The following is a 22,086-nucleotide window of genomic DNA, read 5'->3' as shown; positions in this document are numbered from 1 at the left end:
TTGCTGACAGGTCTGCCGGTGGCCTCCCCCTCTGTCACGCGGCGAGCGCGCTTCAGAGTCGCCTGCGGCACCCGGTCCATGGGCCTGAGAGGTTCCGGGGAGGAATTGCCCCTTCGGCGCCCAGGCGAACCTGGGACTCTCCCGAGTGCTGTGTACGGCAACCCCGAGGTTACCAGTTGCCCTCGTCGAGTTCCGGCAGCAGCCGCCGCGCGGTCACCCGCGCGGGTCCGACCAGGTCCGGTTCGGCGTACGCCATCGGCCAGCGGACCCGGGTCCCGGCGTCGGCCCAGCCGCCGACCGCGGCGAGGAACTTGTCGAGCGCGGGGTTGGACAGGCCGCGTGCCTGCAGTGGCGCGATGTGCCCGGCGAAGAACTCCGCGATCCGCCGCTCCACGTCGAGTGCCGCCTGGTGGTCGGTCTCGATCAGCTCGTACCACCTGACGGAACCGGCCGGCGAGAGCGCGGCGACGTTCGAGTAGCTGCCGTCCGCGCCGAGCGGCGTCATGCTCGCCAGGAAATGGCCGGGGACGAAGAGCGACAGGCCGGACTCCCGCGCCTGGCCGAACCACGCGGCGTCTCCCCCGGCGTTCTTCAGCCCGATCAGCGTCGGTACGGCGCGCGCCAGGTCGGCGAGTTGCCGGGGCCCGACCTGCGTCTTCGCGTGCGGCGGGTTGTAGAGCACGAGCGGTACGCCGTCCGCCGTCTCGGCGACGCGGTCGAGGAAGGTCAGCGCCTCGCCGGCACTCAGCGACAGCCAGTCGGGCAGGATCACCTGGATCGCCGAGGGGCGCAGCGCGGCGGCCCGGCGTACGCGATCGAGCTGGAGCTGGGCCGAGGGATGGCTGGCCCCGAGCTGGAACGGGAGCTCGGTCTGCGCGGCGAGGAGGTCGTTGATCCGGTCGTACTCGTCCTCGGTCAGGGTCTGGAACTCGCCCGCCGTGCCGTGCACGTACACACCGTGGACTCCGCTGGTGAGCAGGTGGTCGAGCTGGGCCTTCAGGCGGGCGAAGTCGATCGTGTCGTCAGCGTCGAGGGGCAGCAACAAAGTCGCCCACACACCACGCAAGGTTTCCGCGGTGAGTGGGCGCACTGTTTTGCTGGGGATAGCTCGGGGATCAGCCGGTCATCCGGGCGCGGCGGCGAGCGGCGAGCTCGTCGTTCGCGTGCGAGCCGGACTCCTCGTCGTTGCCGTCGGCACGCTCGGTCGGCAGCTCGGACAGCGAACCCTCGACCTCGCGCCAGACGCCGCCGAGGGCGATGCCGAAGACTCCCTGGCCGCCGGCCAGCAGGTCGATCACCTCATCCGGCGAGGTGCACATGTAGACCGAGGCGCCGTCACTCATCAGCGTGATCTGGGTCAGGTCGTCGATGCCGCGCTTGCTCAGGTGGGCGATCGCGGTCCGGATCTGCTGCAGCGAGATGCCGGCGTCGAGCAGACGCTTGATCACCTTGAGCAGGAGGACGTCGCGGAAGCCGTAGAGCCGCTGCGTGCCCGAGCCGGTGGCCGGACGGACCGACGGCGACACCAGGCCGGTGCGGGCCCAGTAGTCGAGCTGACGGTAGGTGATGCCCGCGGCCGCGCAGGCCGTCGGGCCGCGGAAGCCGACATCCTCCGGCATCGGGCGCAGGTCGTCGTCGAAGAGCAGGCCCTGCACCCCCGCTGCGGCAGCCGCGTCGGCGTGTGCTTCCGACGCCGACTGCGCCGTCAGATCAGTGTCGCCGGTGCGTGTCACGCCTGAGCCTCCCTGGGTACTGACTGGAACGGACTACATCCGTGGAGTTACAACTCCTCACAACTCCTTCAAGGTAAGCCGCCGACCTGACCCGGTCAACGACAACCGCTCCGAGCCGAAAGCGTGTCGCGGCTCCGGGCCGAATCGTTACCAACCCGGCCTTGTACCAGACACACCCAACACACGGTCGTAACGCACGCTCAGGACTTGTCGAAGTCCTCCGGCGAGATCTGGTCGAGGAACTCGCGGAAGCGCTCCACTTCCTCTTCCTCCTCCACCTCGTCGACCTCGTCGGACTCGCTCTCGGGCACCGGGACGCCGGCCTCGGCGAGGATCTCCTCGGCGCAGAACACCGGCGTACCGGTCCGCAGCGCGAGCGCGATCGAGTCCGACGGGCGGGCCGAGATCTCGGTCTTGTCGTCGAAGACCAGGATCGCCTCGAAGACGCCGTCGGTCAGGTTCACGATCCGGACCTGGGTCAGCGTGTGCCCCAGCACCCGGATCACCTCCGCGAAGATGTCGTGGGTCAGTGGACGCGGTGGTTCCATCCCCTGCTGCGCGAACGCGATCGCGCTGGCCTCGGCCGCGCCGATCCAGATCGGCAGGTACCGCTCACCGCCGACCTCCCGGAGCAGCACGATCGGCTGACTCGAGGGCATCTCGACCCGGACTCCGATTACGTCGACTTCGCGCACATCCCTCAGCCTACTCCGCACCGGTGACACAAGCCGGTCCCCGGTCCACCGCCGCGCCCCCACCGGTCTGGCCGGTCCCCGGTCCACCGCCGCGCCCCGCCAGTCCCCCGCCGGTCGGGCCTGCGTCCCCACCACGTTCTTTCCGGCCGGAGCGGCCTCAGCCACAGCCGACCTGGACGGCCGCATCACCGCCGACCTCGCCAGGCAGCGCCCCCTCAGCGGGACAAACGAGACCGAACAAGTGCCGCGTGCAACCGTACGGCGAGGGCCGCAAGCTCCTGGGTCTTGTCGTCGCGCCGCGGCCCGGCGACCTGTTCGATCAGGCCGACCTCGCGGTCGGCCGCCGTCCGGAACGGCCTCAGGTGCCGCGGCTCCACGCCGTACCGCCCGAACTCCGCGGCCGCCTTCGCCACCAGGATCGCGTCGCCGTCGTAGTGGTTGCCCCGAGCCACCACCAGCTGATGACTCTCCAGCTGCTCGAGCAGCTCCGCCGTGATCCCCGCCGCGACCCGCAGCTCCTCACGGGTCAGCTTCAGCTCGGTGCGGTCGGCACCGAAGTCCTCGGCCACCGGCAGCCCGGCCGGCTCGGCCGCGGCAGGCGCCGCCGGACGGCCGCCCGGTGTCGGCCGCAGCCCGCGGTCCATCGCGCCGAGGTGTTCCTTGATCACCTTCAGCGGCAGGTACTGGTCGCGTTGCGCGGTCAGCACGTACCGCAGCCGCTCGATGTCGGCCGCACTGAACTTCCGGTACCCGGACGCCGTCCGGGCCGGCGTCACCAGTCCCTCGGCCTCGAGGAAGCGGAGCTTGGAGATGGTGACGTCGGCAAACTCGGCCTGCAGGACCTGCAGCACCGCTCCGATGCTGCTTCCTCCGGCGTCAGCCTCAGGCCTGGCCACTGGCGTAGTAGACGAGCCGGTACTTGCCGATCTGGACCTCGTCGCCGCCTGCCAGCGCGACCTCGTCGATCCGGTCGCGGTTGACGTACGTGCCGTTCAGGCTGCCGACGTCGCGGACCTTGACCCCGGCCGGGTCGCGGCGGAACTCCGCGTGCCGGCGCGAGACCGTGACGTCGTCCAGGAAGATGTCGCTGTCGGGGTGCCGGCCGGCGGTGACCACGTCGACGTCGAGCAGGAAGCGGCTGCCCGCGTTCGGCCCGCGCTGGACGATCAGCAGGGCGGACCCGGCCGGCAGCGCGCCGACGGCGGCCTCGTCCTCGGCGGTCAGGCCCTCACCGGCCAGCTCGATCCGCTCGGTGTCGGGCTCGGCGCTGATCGGCGTCAGCATCGCGGTGTCGGTGACGCCGGGGGCGGGCACCGGACGGTCCGCGCCAGGGAGCATCGTTCCGCACTGCGAGCAGAACCTGCTGCCCTCGGAGTTCTCGTGCCCGCACTGGTTGCAGAACGGCATGCTGTGATCCTCCCGATCGCCGGCGGTCCGGCGACGTTGTCGTAGATCCCCGTGATGACAGTCGTTGGTGCAAGTGTGGACTGAGGCCTCAACCCTCGACCGGCGGTTGAGGCCGCAAACCTATCAGTTGGCGGGAGGTGTGCGGACGTCCTCCCGACCGGTCAGCTCTGGTCGAGCTGGCCCTTGTAGGTGTCGGCGTCCATCAGGGCCGCCACCTCCTCGTCGTCGTCGACCTCGAGGTCGAGCAGCCAGCCCTCGCCGTACGGGTCGGTGTTGACCAGGTCGGGCTGGTCGGCCAGCGCTTCGTTGACGGCCCGGACGGTGCCGTTGACCGGCGCGAACAGGTCGCTGACGGACTTGGTCGACTCCAGCTCGCCGCAGGCGTCGCCGGCGCGTACGACGGCGCCGACCTCGGGCAGCTGGACGTACACGATGTCGCCCAGCGCGTCCTGGGCGAAGTCGGTGATACCGACCCGCACCGGGCCTTCTTCGCCGGCCTTGAGCCACTCGTGCTCGGCCGTGTACTTCAGGTCTTCGGGGTACACCTCGGGTCCTCTTTCGCTCAGGATCTACTTGGTCGGGCTGGGGGCCGGGCGAGCGTAGCGATGCTCCTCCGGCGCGTGCAAGGCACTGATGGTCAGCTGCCGCAGCTCGGTCACCTCGGCGGTGCCGCCGATCTGCGGACCGGTCACCTCACTGACCAGACCGCCGGGGAAGTTCGCCGCCTCGGCCAGGTTGTGCGACTCACCGATCGCCTCGACCACGTACGGCGAGACGAGCTTCTCGCCGTCCACCCGGACCCCGGGCGCGTCGTCGATCAGGTCGGTACTGGCCACCACCCGGACCGAGCCGTTGATCTGGATCGCCTCGGCGCCGGCGTCACGCAGCTCCTCGATCGCGTCCAGCAGGTTGCCCGACGTCATCTTGCCCTCGGGGTCGTTCAGCGTGATCCGGACACCCGGCCCCTGGGCCGGCAGCGTGCCGGCCAGGATGCCGAGGGTGCGGACCTGCTGCTCGGCCTGCTCGCGCGCGGTCTGGGCCTTGTCCGCGCTGGAGGACAGCGTGTTCTTGCGCTCCTCCAGCTCGGTGATCTCGCTCTCCAGCCGGCGGTTGTTCTGGTTCAGGCCGTCGAGGATCGCGATCAGGTCCTCGCGGCGGGCGTTCTGGTAGCCGTCGTCGGCGCGGTTGACCCGGACCTGGACGACCGCCGTACAGGCGACGAGTGCCAGTACGACGGCGACGATCGCCTGTCCGCGCGAGGGCTTGAAGCCGGCCTTCAACCGGCGCAGGGCCAGGTTCGGCCCCTTGGCGCGCGGCATCGGGGTCGGCGCGGCCGGGTGTGCCGGGTCAGCCGGCGTACCGTCCGGACCCGAACCCGAAGCCTCCGCCGAGGGCGAGGGCGCCGCCGAAGGCGAGGCCGGGGCCGATCCCTCGCCCGGCCCCTCGGGCCCGGGCGGCGGCGTACGGTCGGGATGCTTCGGCGCGGACGCCCGGTGGTGCGCCTCGCCGCGGTGCTGCGGCGGGCGCTTCGGCTCCTCGGGCGGTCGCTGGTCGTCGCTCATGATCAGGCCCGGAAGACGTGCCGGCGGATCGCGGCCATGTTGGTGAAGATCCGGATGCCCAGCACGACGACGACACCCGTGGACAGCTGCGAGCCGACGCCGAGCTGGTCACCGAGGTAGACGATCAGGGCCGCGATCAGCACGTTGGACACGAACGACACGACGAACACCTTGTCGTCGAAGATCCCGTCCAGGAACGCGCGCAGCGCGCCGAAGACCGCGTCGAGCGCGGCGACGACGGCGATCGGCAGGTACGGCTGGGCCCAGTCGGGCACGTCGGGCGCGACCAGCAGGCCGATCACGACGCCGATCACCAGACCGAGCACGGCGATCATTTCGGTCCCACCTTCGCGTACCGCAGCGCGATGGTGGCATCGGCTGGCACCAGCAAGGAGTCCTCCGTCGTGGTTGTCATCCGGACATCGAAGTTGCTCACCAGGTACTGCACCCACTGGCCGCCCGAGCTCTGGGCGAACCGGGCCGGCAAGGTGTTGGTGTCACCGATCGCGAGCACCGTGTACGGCGGGTTGAGCGAGCTGTAGTCGACGGTGATCGCGCTGCCGGCGCCGCGGATCGCGGTCAGGCTGGTCAGCCGGTGGCCGTTCACGGCGATCGCCTCGGCGCCCGCGGTCCACAGCCCGTTGACCAGTTGCTGGAGGTCGACGTCGAGCAGCCGGCCCTCCTTGTCGTCGGCGTTCTTGGCGTCGTCGACGACCACCTTGAGGCCGGGCCCGGTCACGGCGATCGAGCCGACCTGCAGCTCCAGGTCGTCGACCTTCTTCTGCAGCGCCGCGTCGGACTCGCTCAGCGCGCCGGCCTGCAGCCCGCGCACCTCACCCACCAGGGCGGTCTGGCGGTTGCGCAGGTCGTTCAGCCGGCCGTCGGCCTGCTCGACGCGTTCGACCAGCTCGTTGCGCTGCTTCTCGGCCGCCGGGGCGGCGCGGTAGTTCTGCGACGCGGCGATCGCCAGCAGGAATCCCAGGACGACGAACGCGACGACCAGCATGATCCGGTGCCGGGCCTTCTTGGGCCCACCGGTCAACGGACGGGCCCGCGCGCTGATCGCGTACCCCTCGTCGAGCGGGTGCGCCATCAGGTTGTTCAGCAGCGACATGGACGCGTCCACGCGCCGCTGCCCGGGTGGAGCTTGCTGAGTCACGATCTCCCCGGTTGCCCACTGATCGGTTTGACGGTCTGGATCAGGTGCCGCAGCTGCACGAAGTACAGCGCGCCGGCCCAGTAGTACAGCGCCGTGCCCCAGATCGCGAACGCCCAGCCGAACACCCGGGCGAGCAGGTTGAGCGTGCTGTCGCCGTCACCGAGCAGCAGCAGCGGGAAGGCGTACAGCAGACAGAAGGTCGCCGACTTGCCGAGGAAGTGCACGGGCAGCGCGTTGAAGCCGCGGCGGTGCAGCGCGGGCAGGGTGAAGGTCAGCAGCAGGTCGCGCAGCGGCAGCGCGATCGCCAGCCACCACGGGATGATGTCGCGCAGTGCCAGGCCGAGCACGGTCGCGAAGATGTAGAGCCGGTCGGCGACCGGGTCGAGCATCTGGCCGAGCCGGGTGGTCTGGTTCATCCGGCGGGCGATCTGGCCGTCGGCCCAGTCGGTGAAACCGGAGACGGCGAGCACCAGCAGGGCCCAGCCGTCCTCCTCCGGGCCGAGAATCAGCCACAGGAACAACGGCACCCCGAGCAACCGCACGAAGCTCAGTGCGTTCGGGATCGTCAGTACCCGGTCGGACACCTCCAAGTCCGGCACGCGACTCTCCCCCTTTTGTCCGCTGGCTCAGTCCCGCCGGTAACTCTACTGGGGCATGCGAGCAGGTTTCGCCCGGGCCACACCGGGGTAGCCCTGATTTGCCCCTGACTACTCGAACGCGACCTGACCGGCCCGGCTACGCACGACACCGACCGGTGACCTGATCGAGACCGAAGGGAGACTCTCGCGCCTCGTACTGTGGGGTGATGAAGTTCCTGATCCTGATCTACGGCAACCCCGAGGGCCGCGCGCTGTGGAACCAGCTGTCGCCGGAGCAGCGACGCGAGTCGATGGCCGGCTACACCGCCCTCGAAAACGCTTTGAGCGTGAAGAACGAGCTGCTCGCGAGCGAGTCGCTGGACGATCCCGCACTGACCCGCCAAGTGCTCGTACGCGACGGCAAGGCGGTCACCACCGACGGCCCGTTCGCCGAGATCAAGGAGCAGCTGGCGGGCTTCTACCTGGTCGAGTGCGACACCGTCGAGCGCGCGACCGAGATCGTCACGCAGATCCCCGAGGCCGAGTACAGCATCGTCGAGATCCGTCCGGTCCGGGACCTGAGCACTCTGCTGTGAGCACCGTGGGGCAGCCGGAAGGGGGTCTTTCGGGGCAGCGGGGATTCTCGGGGCAGCCGGACGACGGCTTGCCGGGGCAGATCGAGAGTCTGTTGCGGGAGCTCGCTCCCCGGGTCGTCGGCCCGCTGGTCCGCCGGTACGGCGGGTTCGACCTCTGCGAGGACGCCGTCCAGGAGGCCTTGCTCGCGGCGACCACCCAGTGGCCGGCCGACGGCGTTCCCGACCAGCCGCTGAACTGGCTGATCACCGTCGCGTCCCGGCGCCGGATCGAGCTGCTGCGCAGCGAGACGGCCCGGCGCAAACGCGAGGAGACGGTCGCCGCCGCGGACCCCCATCGGTCGTTCGAGACGCCGGACGGGCCGTCGTACGAGCCCGTCCCGGAGAGCGACGACTCGCTCACACTGCTGTTCCTCTGCTGCCATCCCGCGCTCACTCCCCCGTCGCAGATCGCGCTCACCCTGCGCGCCGTCGGCGGACTGACGACGGGCGAGATCGCCCGCGCCTTCCTGGTGCCCGAGGCAACCATCGGTCAGCGGATCAGCCGGGCGAAGGCATCGATCAAGTCCGGCGGCGCGACCTTCCGGATGCCGCCCGCCGAAGAGCTCGGCCCGCGGCTGGCCACCGTCCTGCACGTGCTCTACCTGATCTTCAACGAGGGCTACACCGCCAGCTCCGGCGAGGCCCTGCACCGCGTCGAGCTGAGCACCGAGGCGATCCGCCTCACCCGCCAGCTGCACGCGCAGCTCCCGGCCGAAGGCGAGGTCAGTGGCCTGCTCGCGCTGATGCTGCTGACCGACGCCCGGCGCCCCGCCCGGACCTCCGAGACCGGCGCGCTGATCCCTCTCCCGGACCAGGACCGCACCCGCTGGCACCGCGATTTCATTGCCGAAGGCACCGACCTGATCAGTACGACGCTCAGCGCCGCGCCCATCGGCCCGTACCAGCTGCAGGCCGCGATCGCCGCGGTGCACGCCGAGGCGCTGGATGCCGCCGACACCGACTGGCGCCAGATCCTCGTGCTCTACGAGCTCCTGGAGACCCTCTCCCCCGGCCCGATCGTCACCCTGAACCGGATCGTCGCCGTCGCGATGGTGCACGGTCCGCGGACCGGCCTCGACCTTCTCGGCGAGGCCCCCGAGGACCACCACCGCACCACCGCCGTACGGGCGCATCTGCTCGAACTGGCGGGCGACCTCGAAGCTGCTCGGACGGCGTACCAGGAAGCGGCTCGGCTGACCCAGTCGTTCCCCGAGCGGCACTACCTGGCGGCCCGCGCGGAGGCGCTCAGCTGAGAGCGCTGCAGGCAGGCGGTGTTCGGCAACTCGTTCACCCGAGCACTCTCTCCGTGGGCGGCGGGACACACGTCGTGGTGTCCCGCGCCTTGGGCTCGGGCTGGGTCAGGACGACCTCGGCTCGGGCCGGGTGAGGTCAGAGGGTCAGGACGACCTTGGCCCTCGCGTGGTCCACCTCCAGGTAGCGGATCGCTTCGGCGGCCTGGGCGAGCGGGTACTCGCGATCAACGACCGCGACCACCTTGCCGGTCTCGGCGAGGTCGGCCAGGGCGCGGAGGTTGTCGGCGCGCGGGACGGCTTCGAGGACCTCGATGTGGTGGCGGCGAGTGAGCTTGGCGAGCAAGGTGCCCCGGATGATCAGGCCCACCGGGCCGATCAAGCTGCCGCCGCGGGAGACGCCGCCTCCGGACAGGACGAGCGTGCCGCCTGGCTTCAGGGGGCGGCGCAGGTCGCGGAGGGTGCGGTTGCCGACCAGGTCGAGCAGTACGTCGTACTGGGCGGTGGCTCTGGTGAAGTCGGTGGTGGTGTAGTCGACGACGTGGTCGGCGCCGAGCTCGCGGACCAGGTCGACGTTGCGGGTGCTACAGACGGCGGTCACCTCCGCGCCGTACGCCTTGGCGATCTGTACGGCGAACGTGCCGACCCCGCCGGACGCGCCGTTCACGAGCAAGTGCTGACCCGCCTCCAGCGCGCGCAGACCCATCAGCGCGGTGTTCGCCGCGAGCGGGAACGCCGCCGCCTGCCCGAACGTGAGCGCCGCCGGCAGGTGCGCGACCGAGGTCACCGGCGCACAGACGAACTCGGCGAAGGCACCGTCCGCTTCACCGAACACCCGGTCGCCCGGCTTGAACCTCGTCACCCCCGCCCCGACGGACTCGACCACGCCCGCGAAGTCGCTCCCCCGAACCGGCTGCCTCGGTCCGCGCCGGCCGAAGGTCGACTTGTCCATCAGCCGCGCGACGTACGGATCACCGCGCATCAAGTGCCAGTCCCGCGCATTGACCGCGGCGGCATGAACCCGCACCAGAACGTCACTGGCGCCTGGTGCCGGCTGGTCGATCTCCCGGAGCTCCAGCACGTCAGGCGCGCCGTACCGGTCCTGCACGATGGCTTTCATCAAACCCCCACGCCTCAGCCCCCAGGCCGCGGTTCGACCCTAGTCAGCGTGGGTGGCCGGCCGCATCGGGGAGAGTCCCGAGCCGGCCCCTGACCGGGCCCTTGCGCCGACGCTTACGGCCAGGGGGTCGCCTTGGCGGCGAACTCCTCCGGGTCGGAGTGCACCGGAATGACGCACAACAACTGCCCGCCCGGCACACGCAAGGTGTTGCACCCCTGCCAACTCGACACCTCGACCGCGCCCAGCCCGAGCAGCCTCGCGGTCTCCGCGTCGACGTCGTCGGTCTCGATGTCGAGGTGGTAGCGCGGCTCACCCTCCTCGAGCACCTGGATCGCGGTCACCAGTCCCGGCACCGCGTCGTACAGGCTGAGGTACTGCGGCTCGCCGGGCGGGCTCCCCGTCCGCACTCCCAGCGCGGCGGACCAGAAGTCCTTCGCGCGCGGCGCCTCCGCCTGCGGTACGTCGATCAGCAACGTCGAAACCCGGCTCCTGTGCATGGCTCCCGATCGTAGGCGCCCTGGTCGTCACGCGCCGCTGGTTTCCTTCCGCACCACCTCGTAGCCGAGCCAGATCAGGCCGTCCTTCTCGATGTGGGTGGACAGCAGCCGCACCGGCGTCGGCGCCTGCCCGGCCGGCAGCTCGGGCCCGTCGAACGCGGTCGGCGTCCCGAGACCGCCGATGATCGCCGGACTGATCACCAGGTGGATCTCGTCGACCAGGCCGGCCCGCAGCAGCTCTCCGTTGAGCCCTCCACCGGCCGTCGACACCACGCAGGTCACCTCGAGCACGTCGTACATCTTGCGCAGCGCGGCGTCGAGATCGACCTTGTCCTCTCCCGCCACCAGGTAGGCGATCCGCTCCCGCCGCAAGTACGCGAGATGAGCCGCCGGCGTTGCCCGCGACACGAGCACCAGTACGTCGTACTCGCCCTGGCTCTTGACGTCCCACGCGATCCGCCCCCGGCCGTCCACCACTGTGAACCACTTCTCGCGCCCGGGCCGCCTCCCCACCTCCACCGGCAGGAAGTCGCCCTGCAGTTCCTCGATCGATTCGTCGTACTCGCCCAGGTGCTCGACCGGGTCCGCCGAGTCCGCGACGAACGACCCACTCCCCTCCAGCACCGCCTGCGGACTCCACCGCTCAGCCAGCTCCGCGGTCCGGCCCTCTTCCACCCCGTCCGCACTCGCCGGCATCATCCCCCGCCACGTCCGCGAAGCCGCCTCTCCCATCAACGGCTCTCCCCGCCGCAAAGCCACCCGCCCGTCCACCGAAGCCGTCACCGAAACCACGACCCGAGGCCGCCCCTCCGCACTCGCCATCCCACACCGCCCTCATCGCCGTCCCCTCACCCAACCAGCCGCCGCCGACACCCACCAGACGGCAGGAACATCCGGTATCCGCCGAGCACCGCGGTCGCTCTATCGTGAGCCGCATGAGCTACCAGCAACAGCCGCCGCAGTTCCAGCCGCAGGCTCCGATGGGGATGCTGCACCTGACCATCCAGGGCAGCATGATGACGAGCACGATGATCCCGCCGACGGTGCATCTGAACGGCTACAAGGTGCCGGTCAAGTACGGCCGCAACGACATCCCGGTGTACGCCGGACCGCTGCACGTGGAGATCCACTCGCAGTGGATGCGCGACTTCGGCAGGGCCGCACTCGACTTCACGGTCCAGCCGAACCAGGCAGTGCCGGTGTTCTACGCATCGCCGTACCACCAGTTCGCGTCCGCCGGCAGCATCGGCCACAGCAAGGTAAAACGCAACGGCCTCGGCGTAATCCTGGGCCTGATCGGCACGGTCGTAGCCGTCAGCCTGCTGTTTACCTTGCTCGCAGCACTCGGCTAGCAGTCCCATACTTGAAGCCGCAATGCGACTTGCTGTCCTGCACCTGAAGGCACCCAGGCAACCGTGCGCCGCGCCGGAACCACCGCACGGCCGTCGTGCCGCGCCGGAACCACCGCGCGGCCGTCGTGCCGCACCTGAAACCATCGGGCAACCGTTGCGTCGCGCCGGAACCACCGCGCGACCGTTGCGCTGGACCCGAACCCAACCAGGCGACCCTTGTGCCGCGCCTGAACCACCCCGCGACCGTTGCGCCGCGCCGGAAGGCGCCTCGGGGTGCGGATGGTGCTCGATGCCCTCGATCACCTCACCAGCGCGGAACGGCACCACCGAGGCTGACCTTCGGGCCCGGCTCTGCTCACCCGCTCGTCGGTGTTCGTCGTGTCGAAGGCCGGCCGCGTGGCCCTCGGCCGGGCCACCAGGAGCCGGTCCCCAGGACCGCGAACAGATCGCCGCGCAGATCCGGCCCGGCTGCTCCCACTCCACGCGTGGGTCATCCCAGCCTGGACCATGCCGCGCGGAGCAGGAGAACATCGTCGGCGACGACCAGCTTGCCGGAGGCGGTCCTGGCCGGGGTGCCGGGCACCAGCTCGACCCAGGCGGGATCATGCGCCGGACGTTCGAGTGGTGCGACATCGCCGACAGCGAGACCCAGCGGAAGTCTCGGGAGCCGGTCAGCGGAAGTCTCGGGAGGTGGTTCGGGCTGCTAGTGGGAGGCGTTCGAGTTTGTCGGCGACCAGGTTGGTGACGCCCTGGGAGCGTTCGAGGCGGCCGCGGATGATCAGGGCGCTGGATTCGCGGGCGATGCGGCGGTAACGGTTCCAGACGCCGCCGGAGCAGATGATGTTGATCATGCCGGTCTCGTCCTCGAGGTTGAGGAAGGTGACGCCGGAGGCGGTGGCGGGGCGCTGGCGATGGGTGACCACGCCGCCGACCAGGACCCGGGTGCCGTCGGGGGCGGTCGCGAGTTGGTCAGCGCGGAGGATGCCGCGGGTGTCGAGGACGGCGCGGACGTGACGGATCGGGTGGTCGTCGGGCGAGATCCCGGTCGCCCAGAGGTCGGCCATGGTGGTCTCCATCTCGCTCATCCCGGGCAGTGTCGGCGGCGGGCCGGCGCTGCTCACGCCGGACAGATGACCAGGGCGTTCCTCCGCGGCTCGCCCGGCGTCCCAGAGCGCCTGCCGACGGGACAGTCCGAACCCGTCGAACGCCCCAGCCGTCGCCAACGCCTCCAGCTGTACGGCGGTGAGCCCGGTCCGGCGTACCAGGTCGGCCATGTCGGCGTACGCGCCGTTCTTCTCCCGCTCCTCGACGATGAGCGTCGCGGTACTCTCGCCGATCGACTTCACCCCGGCCAGCCCGAGCCGCACCGTCAACAGCCCGTCCCGCCGATGCGCGTCCGAGTCGAACCGCACCTCCGGATCGAAATCCCCCACCTCCGGCTGCTCCTGCTCCAAACACCCTTCGTGCCCGGTAGTCGGAACCACCCCAGGAACTCCACCCGCAACCGGGGACCCACCAGCTACCTGCCCAGACGAGGACCCCGCACTCCCCGCGAACGACACAGCCGCAGAAGGTTGCTCAAGGCATGCATCAGTTGCAGCACCCGCCGAGGTCAAACCAAGCAGCCCGCCGAGCCCGGCAGGTCGCGGCTCGGCAGAGCGGGGCTGCGTGGGGTGGGGCCCGGCGGAACCCGGCTCCGTAGAGGGCGCGCCGGTGAGCCGGGGTCCGGCAGAGCAGGGCTGCATGGGCTGGGACCCGTCGGAGTGCGGCTCCCTGGAGTCGGGCTCGACCGGCTGGGGCTCGGCAGCGGGAGAACCCATGGGATCGGGCACGGCGGGGCGGGGCTGCGTGGGATGGGGCAGGGTGGAGCGGAGCCCAGCGGGGTGGGGCTCCGCGGGCTGGGGCTCAGCGGAGGTTGGCTCGGTGGGGTGGTGCTCAGCGGCGGCTGGTTCGGTGGGGTTGGGCTCGGCGGCTTCAGTTGGTTCGAGGGTTGCGTGGATGTGGGAGAGGTGGAGGTCGGGGCGGTTGACCTGGACGCCGTGGCGGCGGGCGTCGGCGGTGAGGGATTGGGGAGAGTAGAAGCCCATGGGCTGGGCGCGGAGGAGGGCGGCGAGGAAGGCGGCTGGGTAGTGCAGGCGTAACCAGGTGCTGGCGTAGACCAGGAGGGCGAAGCTGATCGAGTGGGACTCGGCGAAGCCGAAGTTCGCGAAGGCTTCGATCTTCTCGTAGATCTGGTCGGCCAGGTCGCCGGTGATGCCGTTCTCGGCCATGCCGTCGTACAGCTTGGCGCGCAGTGACGAGATCTTCTCGACACCGCGTTTGGACCCCATCGCGCGGCGGAGCAGGTCGGCGTCCTCGCCGCTGCAGCCGCCGACTTTCATCGCGATCTGCATCAGCTGCTCCTGGAACAGCGGTACGCCGAGCGTGCGCTCGAGGACCGGTTCCAGCTTCGGGTGCAGGTAGGTGATCGGCTCCTCGCCCAGCTTGCGGCGGATGAACGGGTGCACCGCGCCGCCCTGGATCGGGCCGGGCCGGATCAGCGCCACCTCGATCGCCAGGTCGTAGAAGCTGCGCGGCCGCAACCGCGGCAGCGTGCTCATCTGCGCCCTGCTCTCCACCTGGAACACCCCGACCGAGTCCGCGTGCCCGAGCTGGTCGTAGACGCCGCGTTCCTCCTTCGGGATGCTGTCCAGCGTCCAGTCCTCCCCCAGGTGCGCCCGCACCAGATCCATGCAGTACTGCAGCGCGGCGAGCATGCCGAGCCCGAGCAGGTCGAACTTCACCAGCCCCATCCAGGCGCAGTCGTCCTTGTCCCACTGCAGAACGGTCCGGTTCTCCTTGCGCGCGTGCTCGACCGGTACGACGTGCCCGACCGGGATGTCGGTCAGCACCATGCCGCCGGAGTGGATGCCCAGATGCCGCGGGAACTTCAGCAGGTCCTCGGCCAGCTTCACCACCGGCTCGGGGATGTCGTGGTCGACGCTGCTGCGGACCGCGCCCCACGCGTCGACCTGTTTCGACCACGCGTCCTGCTGCCCGGTGCTGAACCCGAGCGCCTTGGCCATGTCCCGGACGGCGAGCTTCGGGCGGTAGGTGATCACGTTCGCGACCTGGGCCGCGTTGCGCCGGCCGTACTTGCGGTAGACGTACTGGATCACCTCCTCGCGCCGGTCGGAGTCGAAGTCCACGTCGATGTCGGGTTCCTCGTCGCGGGCCGCGGACAGGAACCGCTCGAACGGCAGGTTGAACTGCACCGGGTCGATCGCGGTGATCTCGAGCGCGTAGCAGACCACGGAGTTCGCCGCCGAGCCGCGGCCCTGGTAGAGGATGCCCTGGCGCTTGGCGTACATCACGATGTCGCGCACGATCAGGAAGTAGCCGGGGAACTTCAGCGAGTCGATCACAGCCAGCTCCCGCTCGACCCGGGCCTCCGCCTCGGGTCGCAGCTTCGGCTTGCTCGCGTACTGCTTCTTCACACCGTCACGGCACAGTTTCCGCAGCCAGCCCATCGCGTCGTAGCCCGGCGGAACCTCCTGGTGCGGCAGGCTCGGTTTGGCGGCGCGCAGGCTGAACGCGAGCTGGTCGGCCAGCTCGACCGAGCGCGCGACAGCGCCGTCGTACCGGTGGAACCTGGCCAGCATCTCCTCGCCCGACCGCAGGTGCGCCGTACCGGCCGGGGGCAGCCAGCCGTCCATCGCGTCCAGCGATCGGCGCGCCCGGACCGAGGCGACCGCGGCGGCCAGCCGGTGCCCGCGCGGGTGGGCGTAGTGAACGTTGTTCGTGGCAACGACCGGGAGTCCCTGCTCGGCGGCGAGCCGAGCCAGTACGGCGTTACGGCTGCTGTCGGTCGGCAGGCCGTGGTCGATCAGCTCGACGACGACCCGGTCCTTGCCGAACAGCGCGGTCAGCCGGTCGAGCTCGCGGGCCGCGGCCGCCGGTCCGTACGCCTGCCCGCCGAGCTCGAGCGCGCGCCGGACCAGGCCCTTGCGGCAGCCGGTCAGGATCAGCCAGTCGTCCTTGCCGTGGTCGGCGAGCTCCTCCAGGTCGTAGACCGGGCGGCCCTTCTCCTGGCCGGCGAGCTGGGCCTCGGTGATCGCTCCGGCGAGCCGGTGGTACCCCTCCTGGCCTTCGGCCAGCACCAGCAGGTGGCTGCCTTCGGGGTCGGCCGCGCCGTTCTGCGGTTTGGTCAGGTCGAGCGACAGCTCGGCGCCGAACACCGTGCGGAGGTCGGCGTACTCCTCCGCGGCCTCGGCCATCCGGACCACGCCGTAGAACCCGTCGTGGTCGGTCAGCGCGAGCGCGTGCAGGCCGAGGCGGACGGACTCCTCGACCAGCTGCTCCGGGGCGGAGGCACCGTCGAGGAAGCTGTAGTACGAGTGGCAGTGCAGCTCGGCGTACGGCACGACCGGTCCCTCGGGCCGGCGTGGTCGCAGCGCGGGGTCCGGGTCGTACGGCGGGCGGTGGCGTGACCAGGCCGGGCCGTCGCCGCCGTCGGCCTCCAGCAACTCGTCGGCGGGAGCGGGCGGGCGCGTCCGGCCGGACAGCTTGCGCTCCAGCTCCGACCAGGGGACCGCCGGGTTATTCCAGCCCACGGGTGGCTCCTCTCTGCAGCTGGCGGAGCTGACGGTGGGCGCGTTGGAGATGACGGCAGGCGGACAGGCGGCGGTGACAGGGCAGCCGGAGGTGCCGCGCGCCGGGCAGGGAATGCCTTGCAGGACAGGAGATCCGGTACGGCGTGAGTCGGTACGGCGTGAGGTGGCGCCGGGTTGCCCGGGCGGGAGTGGTGGGTGCGTGAAGGTCGGAGGCGAACTGCAGGACGCCGGGGTGAGCCGCCAGGAGGTGACGGCGCGCGTAGCGCAGGTGACGGTGAGCGGCAAGCCGATGGCGCTGCCGGTGGGCGGCCAGAAGGTGACGCCGGGCGCAGACCAAGTGCCCCTCGACCGGCCGGCAGCCGGCGGTGAGGTCAGTCATAGCTGGCCTCGATCCACCAGTGGGTGTTCTGGACGGCGGCCAGCCAGGCGCGGCCGTCGGCGGTGACGAGCTGGAAGCGGGCCAGGCGGTTCTCGGTGTCGGAGTCCCACCAGCGTTCCTCCACCGGCCAGGGGCCGGCCCAGGCGGTGATCGGGTGCAGCTTGTTGCTGTCGGCAACTTGTGGGGCCGGGAGCAGGCGGAAGGCCGAGGGCGCGCCGGAGAGGGCGCCGCGGGCGCTGACCGTGACCTGGCGCCCGTCGGCCGACAGCACTTCGGCGGGACGGGGTGAGGGATAGACCAACGTCGGCACCGGAACCGGCCAGCCGGAGGTGGACGGCAACGGCAGTGGAGTTGTAGTGGGCAAAGGCCGGTGGGTCACCGGCGCAGAGGACTCACGCTCAGAGGTAGAAGGCACAGAGGCTGGAGCCGGCCGAAGAACAGAAACAACAGAAGCCACCCGAGGTGCGGGTGCTGCGGGTGCGACAGACACGGGCACGGGCGTGGGTGCAGGCGCCACAGGCGGGGGTGCCGCGGGCGTGAGCGTGACAGGCACGGGCGCGACAGCGACGGGTGCCGGAGCGGCAGCAGGCACAGGTGCAGGTGGCGCCGCCGGCCCAGGCAGGGAGCCCGGCCAAGGGCTGGTGGGGGCGCGGGCGGGCGTGGGGGGATCGCCCCAGGGGATCAGGGTCTGGCGGTCGGCGTAGCCGCGGCCGCCGCTGATCACGGGGGTGACGACGGCGCCGTGGCCGAGCATGCTCTGGACCCGGGACAGCGCGCGATGGATGCGTTCGTCGGGGCCGCTCCCCCACAGCGTGTCGACGTGGGCGCCGACCGGGTCGACCCGTTCGGGGATCAGGCGGAGTCGCACCACCGGCGAGGTCAGCTCGCTGGTCGCCGTACCGCTGCCCTGGAGCTGCCAGCGAACCCGGTCGACCACGTCACCGGGGGCGAACCAGCGAGGGTGCAACCACTCCCGCTCGTGCACCCGGCCGGACTCCGTCCCGACCTCGACGCGCAGGGTGGTGCAGACCAGGCCGAGCGCGGTCAGCCGGCCGACCAGTTCGTCCGCGACCGTCCGGACCGCGAACGCGACCTGGTCGACCCGGTCCACCGGCGGTTCGAAGTCGAGGGTCCGGGTCAGCTCGGGCGGGACCTGCCGGGCCACCACCGCACGGTCGTCGTCGCCGCGGGCCAGCCGGTGAGCGAACGCGCCGTCCGGTCCGAACCGGGTCAGCACCTCGGTCGCGGGCAGCCGCGCGAAGGCGCCGAGCGACCGCAGCCCGAGCCGCCGCAGCAGGTCGGTGAGCTCCGGCCGCTCCAGCGTGTCGACCGTGAGCGGCGCCAGGAACTCGGCCGACCCACCGGACGGGATCACCTGCACCCGGGTCTGCGCCGACGCGGCCCGCGCCGCCTGCTCCGCGGCGAACGGGCCGTCGGCGATCCCCACCCGACCGCCCGGTACGTCGTACGTCTCCAGCCGGTCGAGCAGCTTCTCCGCGGCGGCCGGTTCACTGCCGTAGAACCGGCTCGGGCCGCGGGCCTTCAGCGCGCACATGCCGGGGCGGATCACCTGGATGCCCGGGGTGAGCGCCTCCAGGCAGCCGATCACCGGGTCGAACGCCCGCGCGTCGATCACCGGGTCGTACTTGAGCACGAGCAACTCCGGGCAGCGGGACTGGGCGTCCCGGGCGCGCAGCCCACGGCGTACGCCCTCGGCGCGGGCCGTGGCCGAGCTGGCCAGCACGCGACCCTTCAGCAAGACGGCCAGTGGAGCGTCCGGCGAAACCCCTTCCACCGAAGCCGCCGCGAGCACCGGCCAGTCCGGCACCCACACCACCATCGTCCGCACTCCCACCTGCCGGATCGAGCCCATCAGCCGACCGCCTCCTGCAGCCAGCCGTCGCCCGCCGGCCGAACAGTCCCGTCAACCGGGACCTCCTCCACCGGCCGGATGCTCCCGTCGAGCGCCGGCAACCACAGCTGATGCTGCTGAGGCCGTACGGCGGCGCCACGACCCGTGACCGCGATGGTCGCCCGCCGAGCCGTGAGGTGCCCTTCGCCGGCACCCAAACCGCTCCACGTGTTGGCCTGCACCTCCAGCCGGGCTTCACTCCCCGGCCAGGACCCGACGGCGATCAGCACCGCGCCCCGAGTACGCAGCCGGGCCGACAATCGCGATGCCTCGCCCGAAGTGACCTCACCCGGCGGACGAACCACCACCACGGTCAAGGCGTCGACCAGCGCGGCAACCACGCTCAGCCAGTCGTGCTGAGGATCAGGGACGAGCACCAACCGCTCGAGATCGACCCCGAGACCACGCGCCGCCTCCGCGCCGAACGACGGCATCCCGACCACCCCGCACCACGCCCCCTCGGCGGACGGCCCGGCCATCATCGCCATCACCAACGCGCTGGAGCCGCGCACCGAATACACCGCGCCGCCGCGCAAGGCACCGGACAGCAACTCGGAAACCGCCGGCACCGTCGGCAGCGCCCGCTCCGCGGTCGCCGTGTCGAGCGCCTGCTGAACCCGTGTCTCGGTGGTCCGAGGAGCCGCCACCGTCCGGGAACGCGCGGTGTCGAGCGTGGGAAGAGCCGTCAGAACAGACGCCTCCGAAGCCTCCTCAGCCGCCCGGGCGGCCTTCTGAGCCTGCGCGCGCGCCAGCAACTGACGCGCCTGGTCGAGCGCGGTGATCCGCCCGGCCCGGACCGTCGTGTCCTCGGCCGGAATCGGCGGTGCCTCGTCGGCTGCAGCTGTCCCCGTCACGTCCCCATGTTCGAACACCTGTTCGACTCATGTCAATCCGGCCGTCCACAGCTTCAGGAACTCCACAGGTCAGGACGGCGAGCCCTGATCCAGGCGCCGATCGGGCCGGCCGGCCAGTTCGGGTCGAAGGCGGCCAGCGGGATCCCGATGTGCCGCTTCCCGGAAGGGTCGACGGGCATCGCGGCCAGCGCCTGCCGCATCGCCGCGGGCACCCGGGCCGGCAGCGTCACCGTCGACCAGCCCTGCACGCCGTGATCGGCCATCGACACCTGCACCTGCTGCGGGACCGGTCCGACGTGCAACCGCCGCCGCGGGGCCAGCTGCACGTTCACCGCGCCGATTCCGGTCACGTCGCCCCAGGCCACCTGGTGGACGACTCCCCCGCCGGCCTCCCAGCGGATCCCCCAGTCGTCGAACCGCAGCACGTTGGCCGCCGACAGCCGGTTGAGCTTCAGCATCAGGTAGGCCACCGCGGCGATCGTGCCGACAGCGCTGGCCAGGATCCCCACCGCTAGTCCACCGAGCGACCCCAGCAGCAGAAGCACCACGGCGAGCAGCACCAGCAGCCCCACCATCGGCGCCAGCGCCCGTCCACGCACCTGCGGAGCCATCCGGAACTCGGCGTACTGATCCATCGGATGAGCCTAAACTCCCCACCATGCCACCCGGACGATCCGCAGGGAGGGAAGCCATGATCGAGGCTGAGATCGTCCGGCACCACCAGGACCTCGCCCGCTGGCTGGGGACTGAGGCGGAGCCCGGTCTGCTCGACACCTTCCGGCAGATGCACCGCCCGGAGTTCAGCCTGGTGGCCGTCGACGGCACGCGACTCGGCCTGGCCGAGCTGAGCGACGCACTGGCCGGAGCGCGCAACGCGGTGCCAGGACTCACCATCGGCATCGAGGAGTACGAGCTGGTGATCCGGACCGACCAGGTGGTCGTCTGCCGCTTCCTGGAGCGGCACTCGGTCGGCGAGTCGCGGCGCGTCACCGCCGTACTCACCCCTGACGAGTCCGCCCGGTACGGCGTGCGCTGGCTGAGCGTGCACGAGACAGCGACCGGACTAGGGTGAGTGCCATGCCACGAACGATTGCCACCAACACCAAGGTCGACCTCGACGGGCTGCTGGAGTTCATCCGCCCGCGCCACCACATGCTGCTGATCACCACCCGCCAGGACGGGACGCCGCAGGCCTCGCCGGTGTCCGGCGGGGTGGACGCGGAGGGCCGGATCGTCATCTCCTCCTACCCCGAGCGGGCCAAGAGCACCAACGTGCAGCGCAACCCGCAGACCAGCGTCATGGTGATGTCCGACGACTGGAACGGCGCCTGGGTCCAGGTGGACGGCACCGGTGAGGTGATCGAGCTGCCGGACGCCGTCGAGGCGCTGGTCGACTACTACCGCTCGATCTCCGGCGAGCACCCGGACTGGGACGAGTACCGCGAGGCGATGCGCAAGCAGGGCAAGTGCCTGATCCGGATCACGCCGACCCGCTGGTCCCCGATCGCAACCGGCGGCTTCCCCGCCCGGCTGGCCGACTGACACCCGACAGCCACGCCCTAGTCCTTCGTGTACCGCCGGGCCATCGTCTCGCTGATCCGCTGGAACGCACCCTCCAGGTGCTCACGCAATGCCGCGTCCGCGCCCAGCTCGTCGTTGGCCAGGCACGCATCCAGGATCGCCTGGTGCTCCCGGCGGGTCTGCTCGATCCGCGCCTTGGTCTGCCGGGAGCCGAACCGGTACCGCTCGCTGTTCTGCCAGACCGGCTCGATCGCGCGCGGTAGCCAGCGGGATCCCCCGGCCCGGTAGATCGCGAAGTGGAACTCGGTGTGCGCCTGCCGGGAGGCGACGATGTCGCCCACCTTGGACAGCCGGACGTGCTCGGCCAGCGCGGCCTTGGCGACCACGCCGTCGGACTCGGCGAACCGGGTCGCAGCAGCCCGGACCGCCAGCGTCTCCAGCGCCAGCCGGGTCTCGTGGGTGTCGCGCAGGTCCTCCATCGACAGCTCGCGGACCCAGGCGCCCTTGTGCGGGACGATCTCGACCAGGCCGAGCGCCTGCATCCGGCGCAGCCCCTCCCGGATCGGCATCTGGCTCATGTCCAGCCGCTTGGCCAGCTCCTCCAGCCGCAGCGCGGTGCCGCTCGGCAGCTCGCCGGACAGGATGAGCTCGTGCAGCTCGGCAGCGGCTTCCTCGGCGAGAGTACGCCGGCCGCTGGGCCCCCCGGGCGTGAGCTCGAGTCGTCGGGTCATTGGGTGTGGGCTGCCTCTCTCGTCCACTGCGCACACGTCTGGGAGGTAACCGTAGCGGTGCCACGGGCTTCTCGGGCGTTCCGGCGACGGATTGCTCATCGCGCCCCCG

General features: G+C 71.0%; 23 protein-coding genes and 1 riboswitch. Of the genes, 5 read left to right on the top strand and 18 right to left on the bottom strand.

Annotated features, from left to right (window positions below; translation table 11 throughout):
* Window positions 1–62: 62 nt before the first annotated feature.
* Window positions 63–154: riboswitch (glycine riboswitch) on the bottom strand.
* A 15-nt stretch (window positions 155–169) separates the two neighbouring features.
* From HDA39_RS06855 to clsA, 10 genes are all read right to left on the bottom strand, one after another.
* Window positions 170–1,057 carry a dihydrodipicolinate synthase family protein gene (locus HDA39_RS06855; protein WP_337925655.1) on the bottom strand — a complete coding sequence of 296 codons (888 nt, stop codon included), beginning with the start codon at window positions 1,055–1,057 and terminating at the stop codon, window positions 170–172.
* Between the two features lie 58 nt (window positions 1,058–1,115).
* Window positions 1,116–1,733, bottom strand: coding sequence for a MerR family transcriptional regulator (locus tag HDA39_RS06850; RefSeq protein WP_420488712.1), 618 nt, complete (start codon window positions 1,731–1,733; stop codon window positions 1,116–1,118).
* Between the two features lie 200 nt (window positions 1,734–1,933).
* Window positions 1,934–2,428, bottom strand: a complete 495-nt coding sequence (locus tag HDA39_RS06845) for a bifunctional nuclease domain-containing protein (RefSeq protein WP_184794388.1) — start codon at window positions 2,426–2,428, stop codon at window positions 1,934–1,936.
* 215 nt (window positions 2,429–2,643) lie between these two features.
* Entirely contained in the window at window positions 2,644–3,279 is a 636-nt protein-coding gene (gene ftsR, locus HDA39_RS06840) for a transcriptional regulator FtsR (RefSeq protein ID WP_337925654.1), read from the bottom strand.
* Window positions 3,280–3,310: 31 nt separating this feature from the next.
* Window positions 3,311–3,835, bottom strand: coding sequence for an FHA domain-containing protein (locus HDA39_RS06835; protein ID WP_184794386.1), 525 nt, complete (start codon window positions 3,833–3,835; stop codon window positions 3,311–3,313).
* A 161-nt stretch (window positions 3,836–3,996) separates the two neighbouring features.
* On the bottom strand, window positions 3,997–4,380 hold the full coding sequence (gcvH, locus tag HDA39_RS06830) for a glycine cleavage system protein GcvH (RefSeq protein WP_184794385.1): 384 nt from the start codon (window positions 4,378–4,380) through the stop codon (window positions 3,997–3,999).
* Between the two features lie 24 nt (window positions 4,381–4,404).
* Window positions 4,405–5,397: a DUF881 domain-containing protein gene (locus HDA39_RS06825; protein ID WP_238355994.1), complete on the bottom strand. Its 993-nt coding sequence runs from the start codon at window positions 5,395–5,397 to the stop codon at window positions 4,405–4,407.
* 2 nt (window positions 5,398–5,399) lie between these two features.
* Window positions 5,400–5,732: a small basic family protein gene (locus HDA39_RS06820; RefSeq protein ID WP_077016542.1), complete on the bottom strand. Its 333-nt coding sequence runs from the start codon at window positions 5,730–5,732 to the stop codon at window positions 5,400–5,402.
* Window positions 5,729–6,511: a DUF881 domain-containing protein gene (locus HDA39_RS06815; RefSeq protein WP_184794384.1), complete on the bottom strand. Its 783-nt coding sequence runs from the start codon at window positions 6,509–6,511 to the stop codon at window positions 5,729–5,731. The genes HDA39_RS06820 and HDA39_RS06815 overlap by 4 nt, the downstream gene beginning before the upstream one ends.
* Window positions 6,512–6,552: 41 nt before the next feature.
* A complete protein-coding gene (clsA, locus tag HDA39_RS06810) occupies window positions 6,553–7,155 on the bottom strand; it encodes a cardiolipin synthase ClsA (RefSeq protein ID WP_184794383.1) in 603 nt (200 codons plus the stop codon).
* A 206-nt stretch (window positions 7,156–7,361) separates the two neighbouring features.
* On the opposite strand from clsA, the gene HDA39_RS06805 reads away from it, so the two are divergent.
* Both HDA39_RS06805 and HDA39_RS06800 read left to right on the top strand, forming a co-directional pair.
* Entirely contained in the window at window positions 7,362–7,730 is a 369-nt protein-coding gene (locus HDA39_RS06805) for a YciI family protein (protein WP_184794382.1), read from the top strand.
* Window positions 7,731–7,798: 68 nt separating this feature from the next.
* Entirely contained in the window at window positions 7,799–9,022 is a 1,224-nt protein-coding gene (locus HDA39_RS06800; RefSeq protein WP_202892893.1) for an RNA polymerase sigma factor, read from the top strand.
* 136 nt (window positions 9,023–9,158) lie between these two features.
* Here HDA39_RS06800 and HDA39_RS06795 read toward each other — a convergent pair whose 3' ends face one another.
* The 3 genes from HDA39_RS06795 to HDA39_RS06785 all read right to left on the bottom strand — a co-directional run bounded on the left by HDA39_RS06795 (window position 9,159) and on the right by HDA39_RS06785 (window position 11,458).
* Window positions 9,159–10,139 carry an NAD(P)-dependent alcohol dehydrogenase gene (locus tag HDA39_RS06795; protein WP_184794381.1) on the bottom strand — a complete coding sequence of 327 codons (981 nt, stop codon included), beginning with the start codon at window positions 10,137–10,139 and terminating at the stop codon, window positions 9,159–9,161.
* A 113-nt stretch (window positions 10,140–10,252) separates the two neighbouring features.
* Window positions 10,253–10,636 carry a VOC family protein gene (locus HDA39_RS06790; RefSeq protein ID WP_184794380.1) on the bottom strand — a complete coding sequence of 128 codons (384 nt, stop codon included), beginning with the start codon at window positions 10,634–10,636 and terminating at the stop codon, window positions 10,253–10,255.
* 27 nt (window positions 10,637–10,663) lie between these two features.
* Complete coding sequence (locus tag HDA39_RS06785; RefSeq protein WP_184794379.1) at window positions 10,664–11,458, bottom strand: RibD family protein; 795 nt, start codon at window positions 11,456–11,458, stop codon at window positions 10,664–10,666.
* Between the two features lie 113 nt (window positions 11,459–11,571).
* On the opposite strand from HDA39_RS06785, the gene HDA39_RS06780 reads away from it, so the two are divergent.
* Complete coding sequence (locus HDA39_RS06780) at window positions 11,572–11,988, top strand: hypothetical protein (protein ID WP_184794378.1); 417 nt, start codon at window positions 11,572–11,574, stop codon at window positions 11,986–11,988.
* A gap of 671 nt (window positions 11,989–12,659) precedes the next feature.
* On the opposite strand, the gene HDA39_RS06770 is transcribed toward HDA39_RS06780, so the two are convergent.
* The 4 genes from HDA39_RS06770 to HDA39_RS06750 all read right to left on the bottom strand — a co-directional run bounded on the left by HDA39_RS06770 (window position 12,660) and on the right by HDA39_RS06750 (window position 20,360).
* On the bottom strand, window positions 12,660–16,580 hold the full coding sequence (locus HDA39_RS06770) for an error-prone DNA polymerase (RefSeq protein ID WP_337925653.1): 3,921 nt from the start codon (window positions 16,578–16,580) through the stop codon (window positions 12,660–12,662).
* A 371-nt stretch (window positions 16,581–16,951) separates the two neighbouring features.
* A complete protein-coding gene (locus HDA39_RS06760) occupies window positions 16,952–18,832 on the bottom strand; it encodes a DNA polymerase Y family protein (RefSeq protein WP_238355993.1) in 1,881 nt (626 codons plus the stop codon).
* Window positions 18,832–19,725, bottom strand: coding sequence for a hypothetical protein (locus HDA39_RS06755; RefSeq protein WP_337925652.1), 894 nt, complete (start codon window positions 19,723–19,725; stop codon window positions 18,832–18,834). The genes HDA39_RS06760 and HDA39_RS06755 overlap by 1 nt, the downstream gene beginning before the upstream one ends.
* 53 nt (window positions 19,726–19,778) lie before the next feature.
* On the bottom strand, window positions 19,779–20,360 hold the full coding sequence (locus HDA39_RS06750; RefSeq protein ID WP_184794377.1) for a hypothetical protein: 582 nt from the start codon (window positions 20,358–20,360) through the stop codon (window positions 19,779–19,781).
* Between the two features lie 56 nt (window positions 20,361–20,416).
* On the opposite strand from HDA39_RS06750, the gene HDA39_RS06745 reads away from it, so the two are divergent.
* Both HDA39_RS06745 and HDA39_RS06740 read left to right on the top strand, forming a co-directional pair.
* Window positions 20,417–20,797, top strand: a complete 381-nt coding sequence (locus HDA39_RS06745; RefSeq protein ID WP_184794376.1) for a hypothetical protein — start codon at window positions 20,417–20,419, stop codon at window positions 20,795–20,797.
* A gap of 5 nt (window positions 20,798–20,802) precedes the next feature.
* Window positions 20,803–21,267, top strand: a complete 465-nt coding sequence (locus HDA39_RS06740; RefSeq protein ID WP_184794375.1) for a PPOX class F420-dependent oxidoreductase — start codon at window positions 20,803–20,805, stop codon at window positions 21,265–21,267.
* A gap of 17 nt (window positions 21,268–21,284) precedes the next feature.
* Here the strand turns inward: HDA39_RS06740 and HDA39_RS06735 are convergent, their stop codons facing one another.
* The gene (locus HDA39_RS06735; protein WP_184794374.1) at window positions 21,285–21,977 is read right to left on the bottom strand and encodes a GntR family transcriptional regulator; all 693 of its coding nucleotides are present in this window, start codon (window positions 21,975–21,977) and stop codon (window positions 21,285–21,287) included.
* Between the last annotated feature and the right edge of the window lie 109 nt (window positions 21,978–22,086).

Source organism: Kribbella italica, from assembly GCF_014205135.1.
In the GTDB taxonomy this organism is placed as follows: domain Bacteria; phylum Actinomycetota; class Actinomycetes; order Propionibacteriales; family Kribbellaceae; genus Kribbella; species Kribbella italica.
This window is presented reverse-complemented; position numbering and strand designations above follow the sequence as displayed.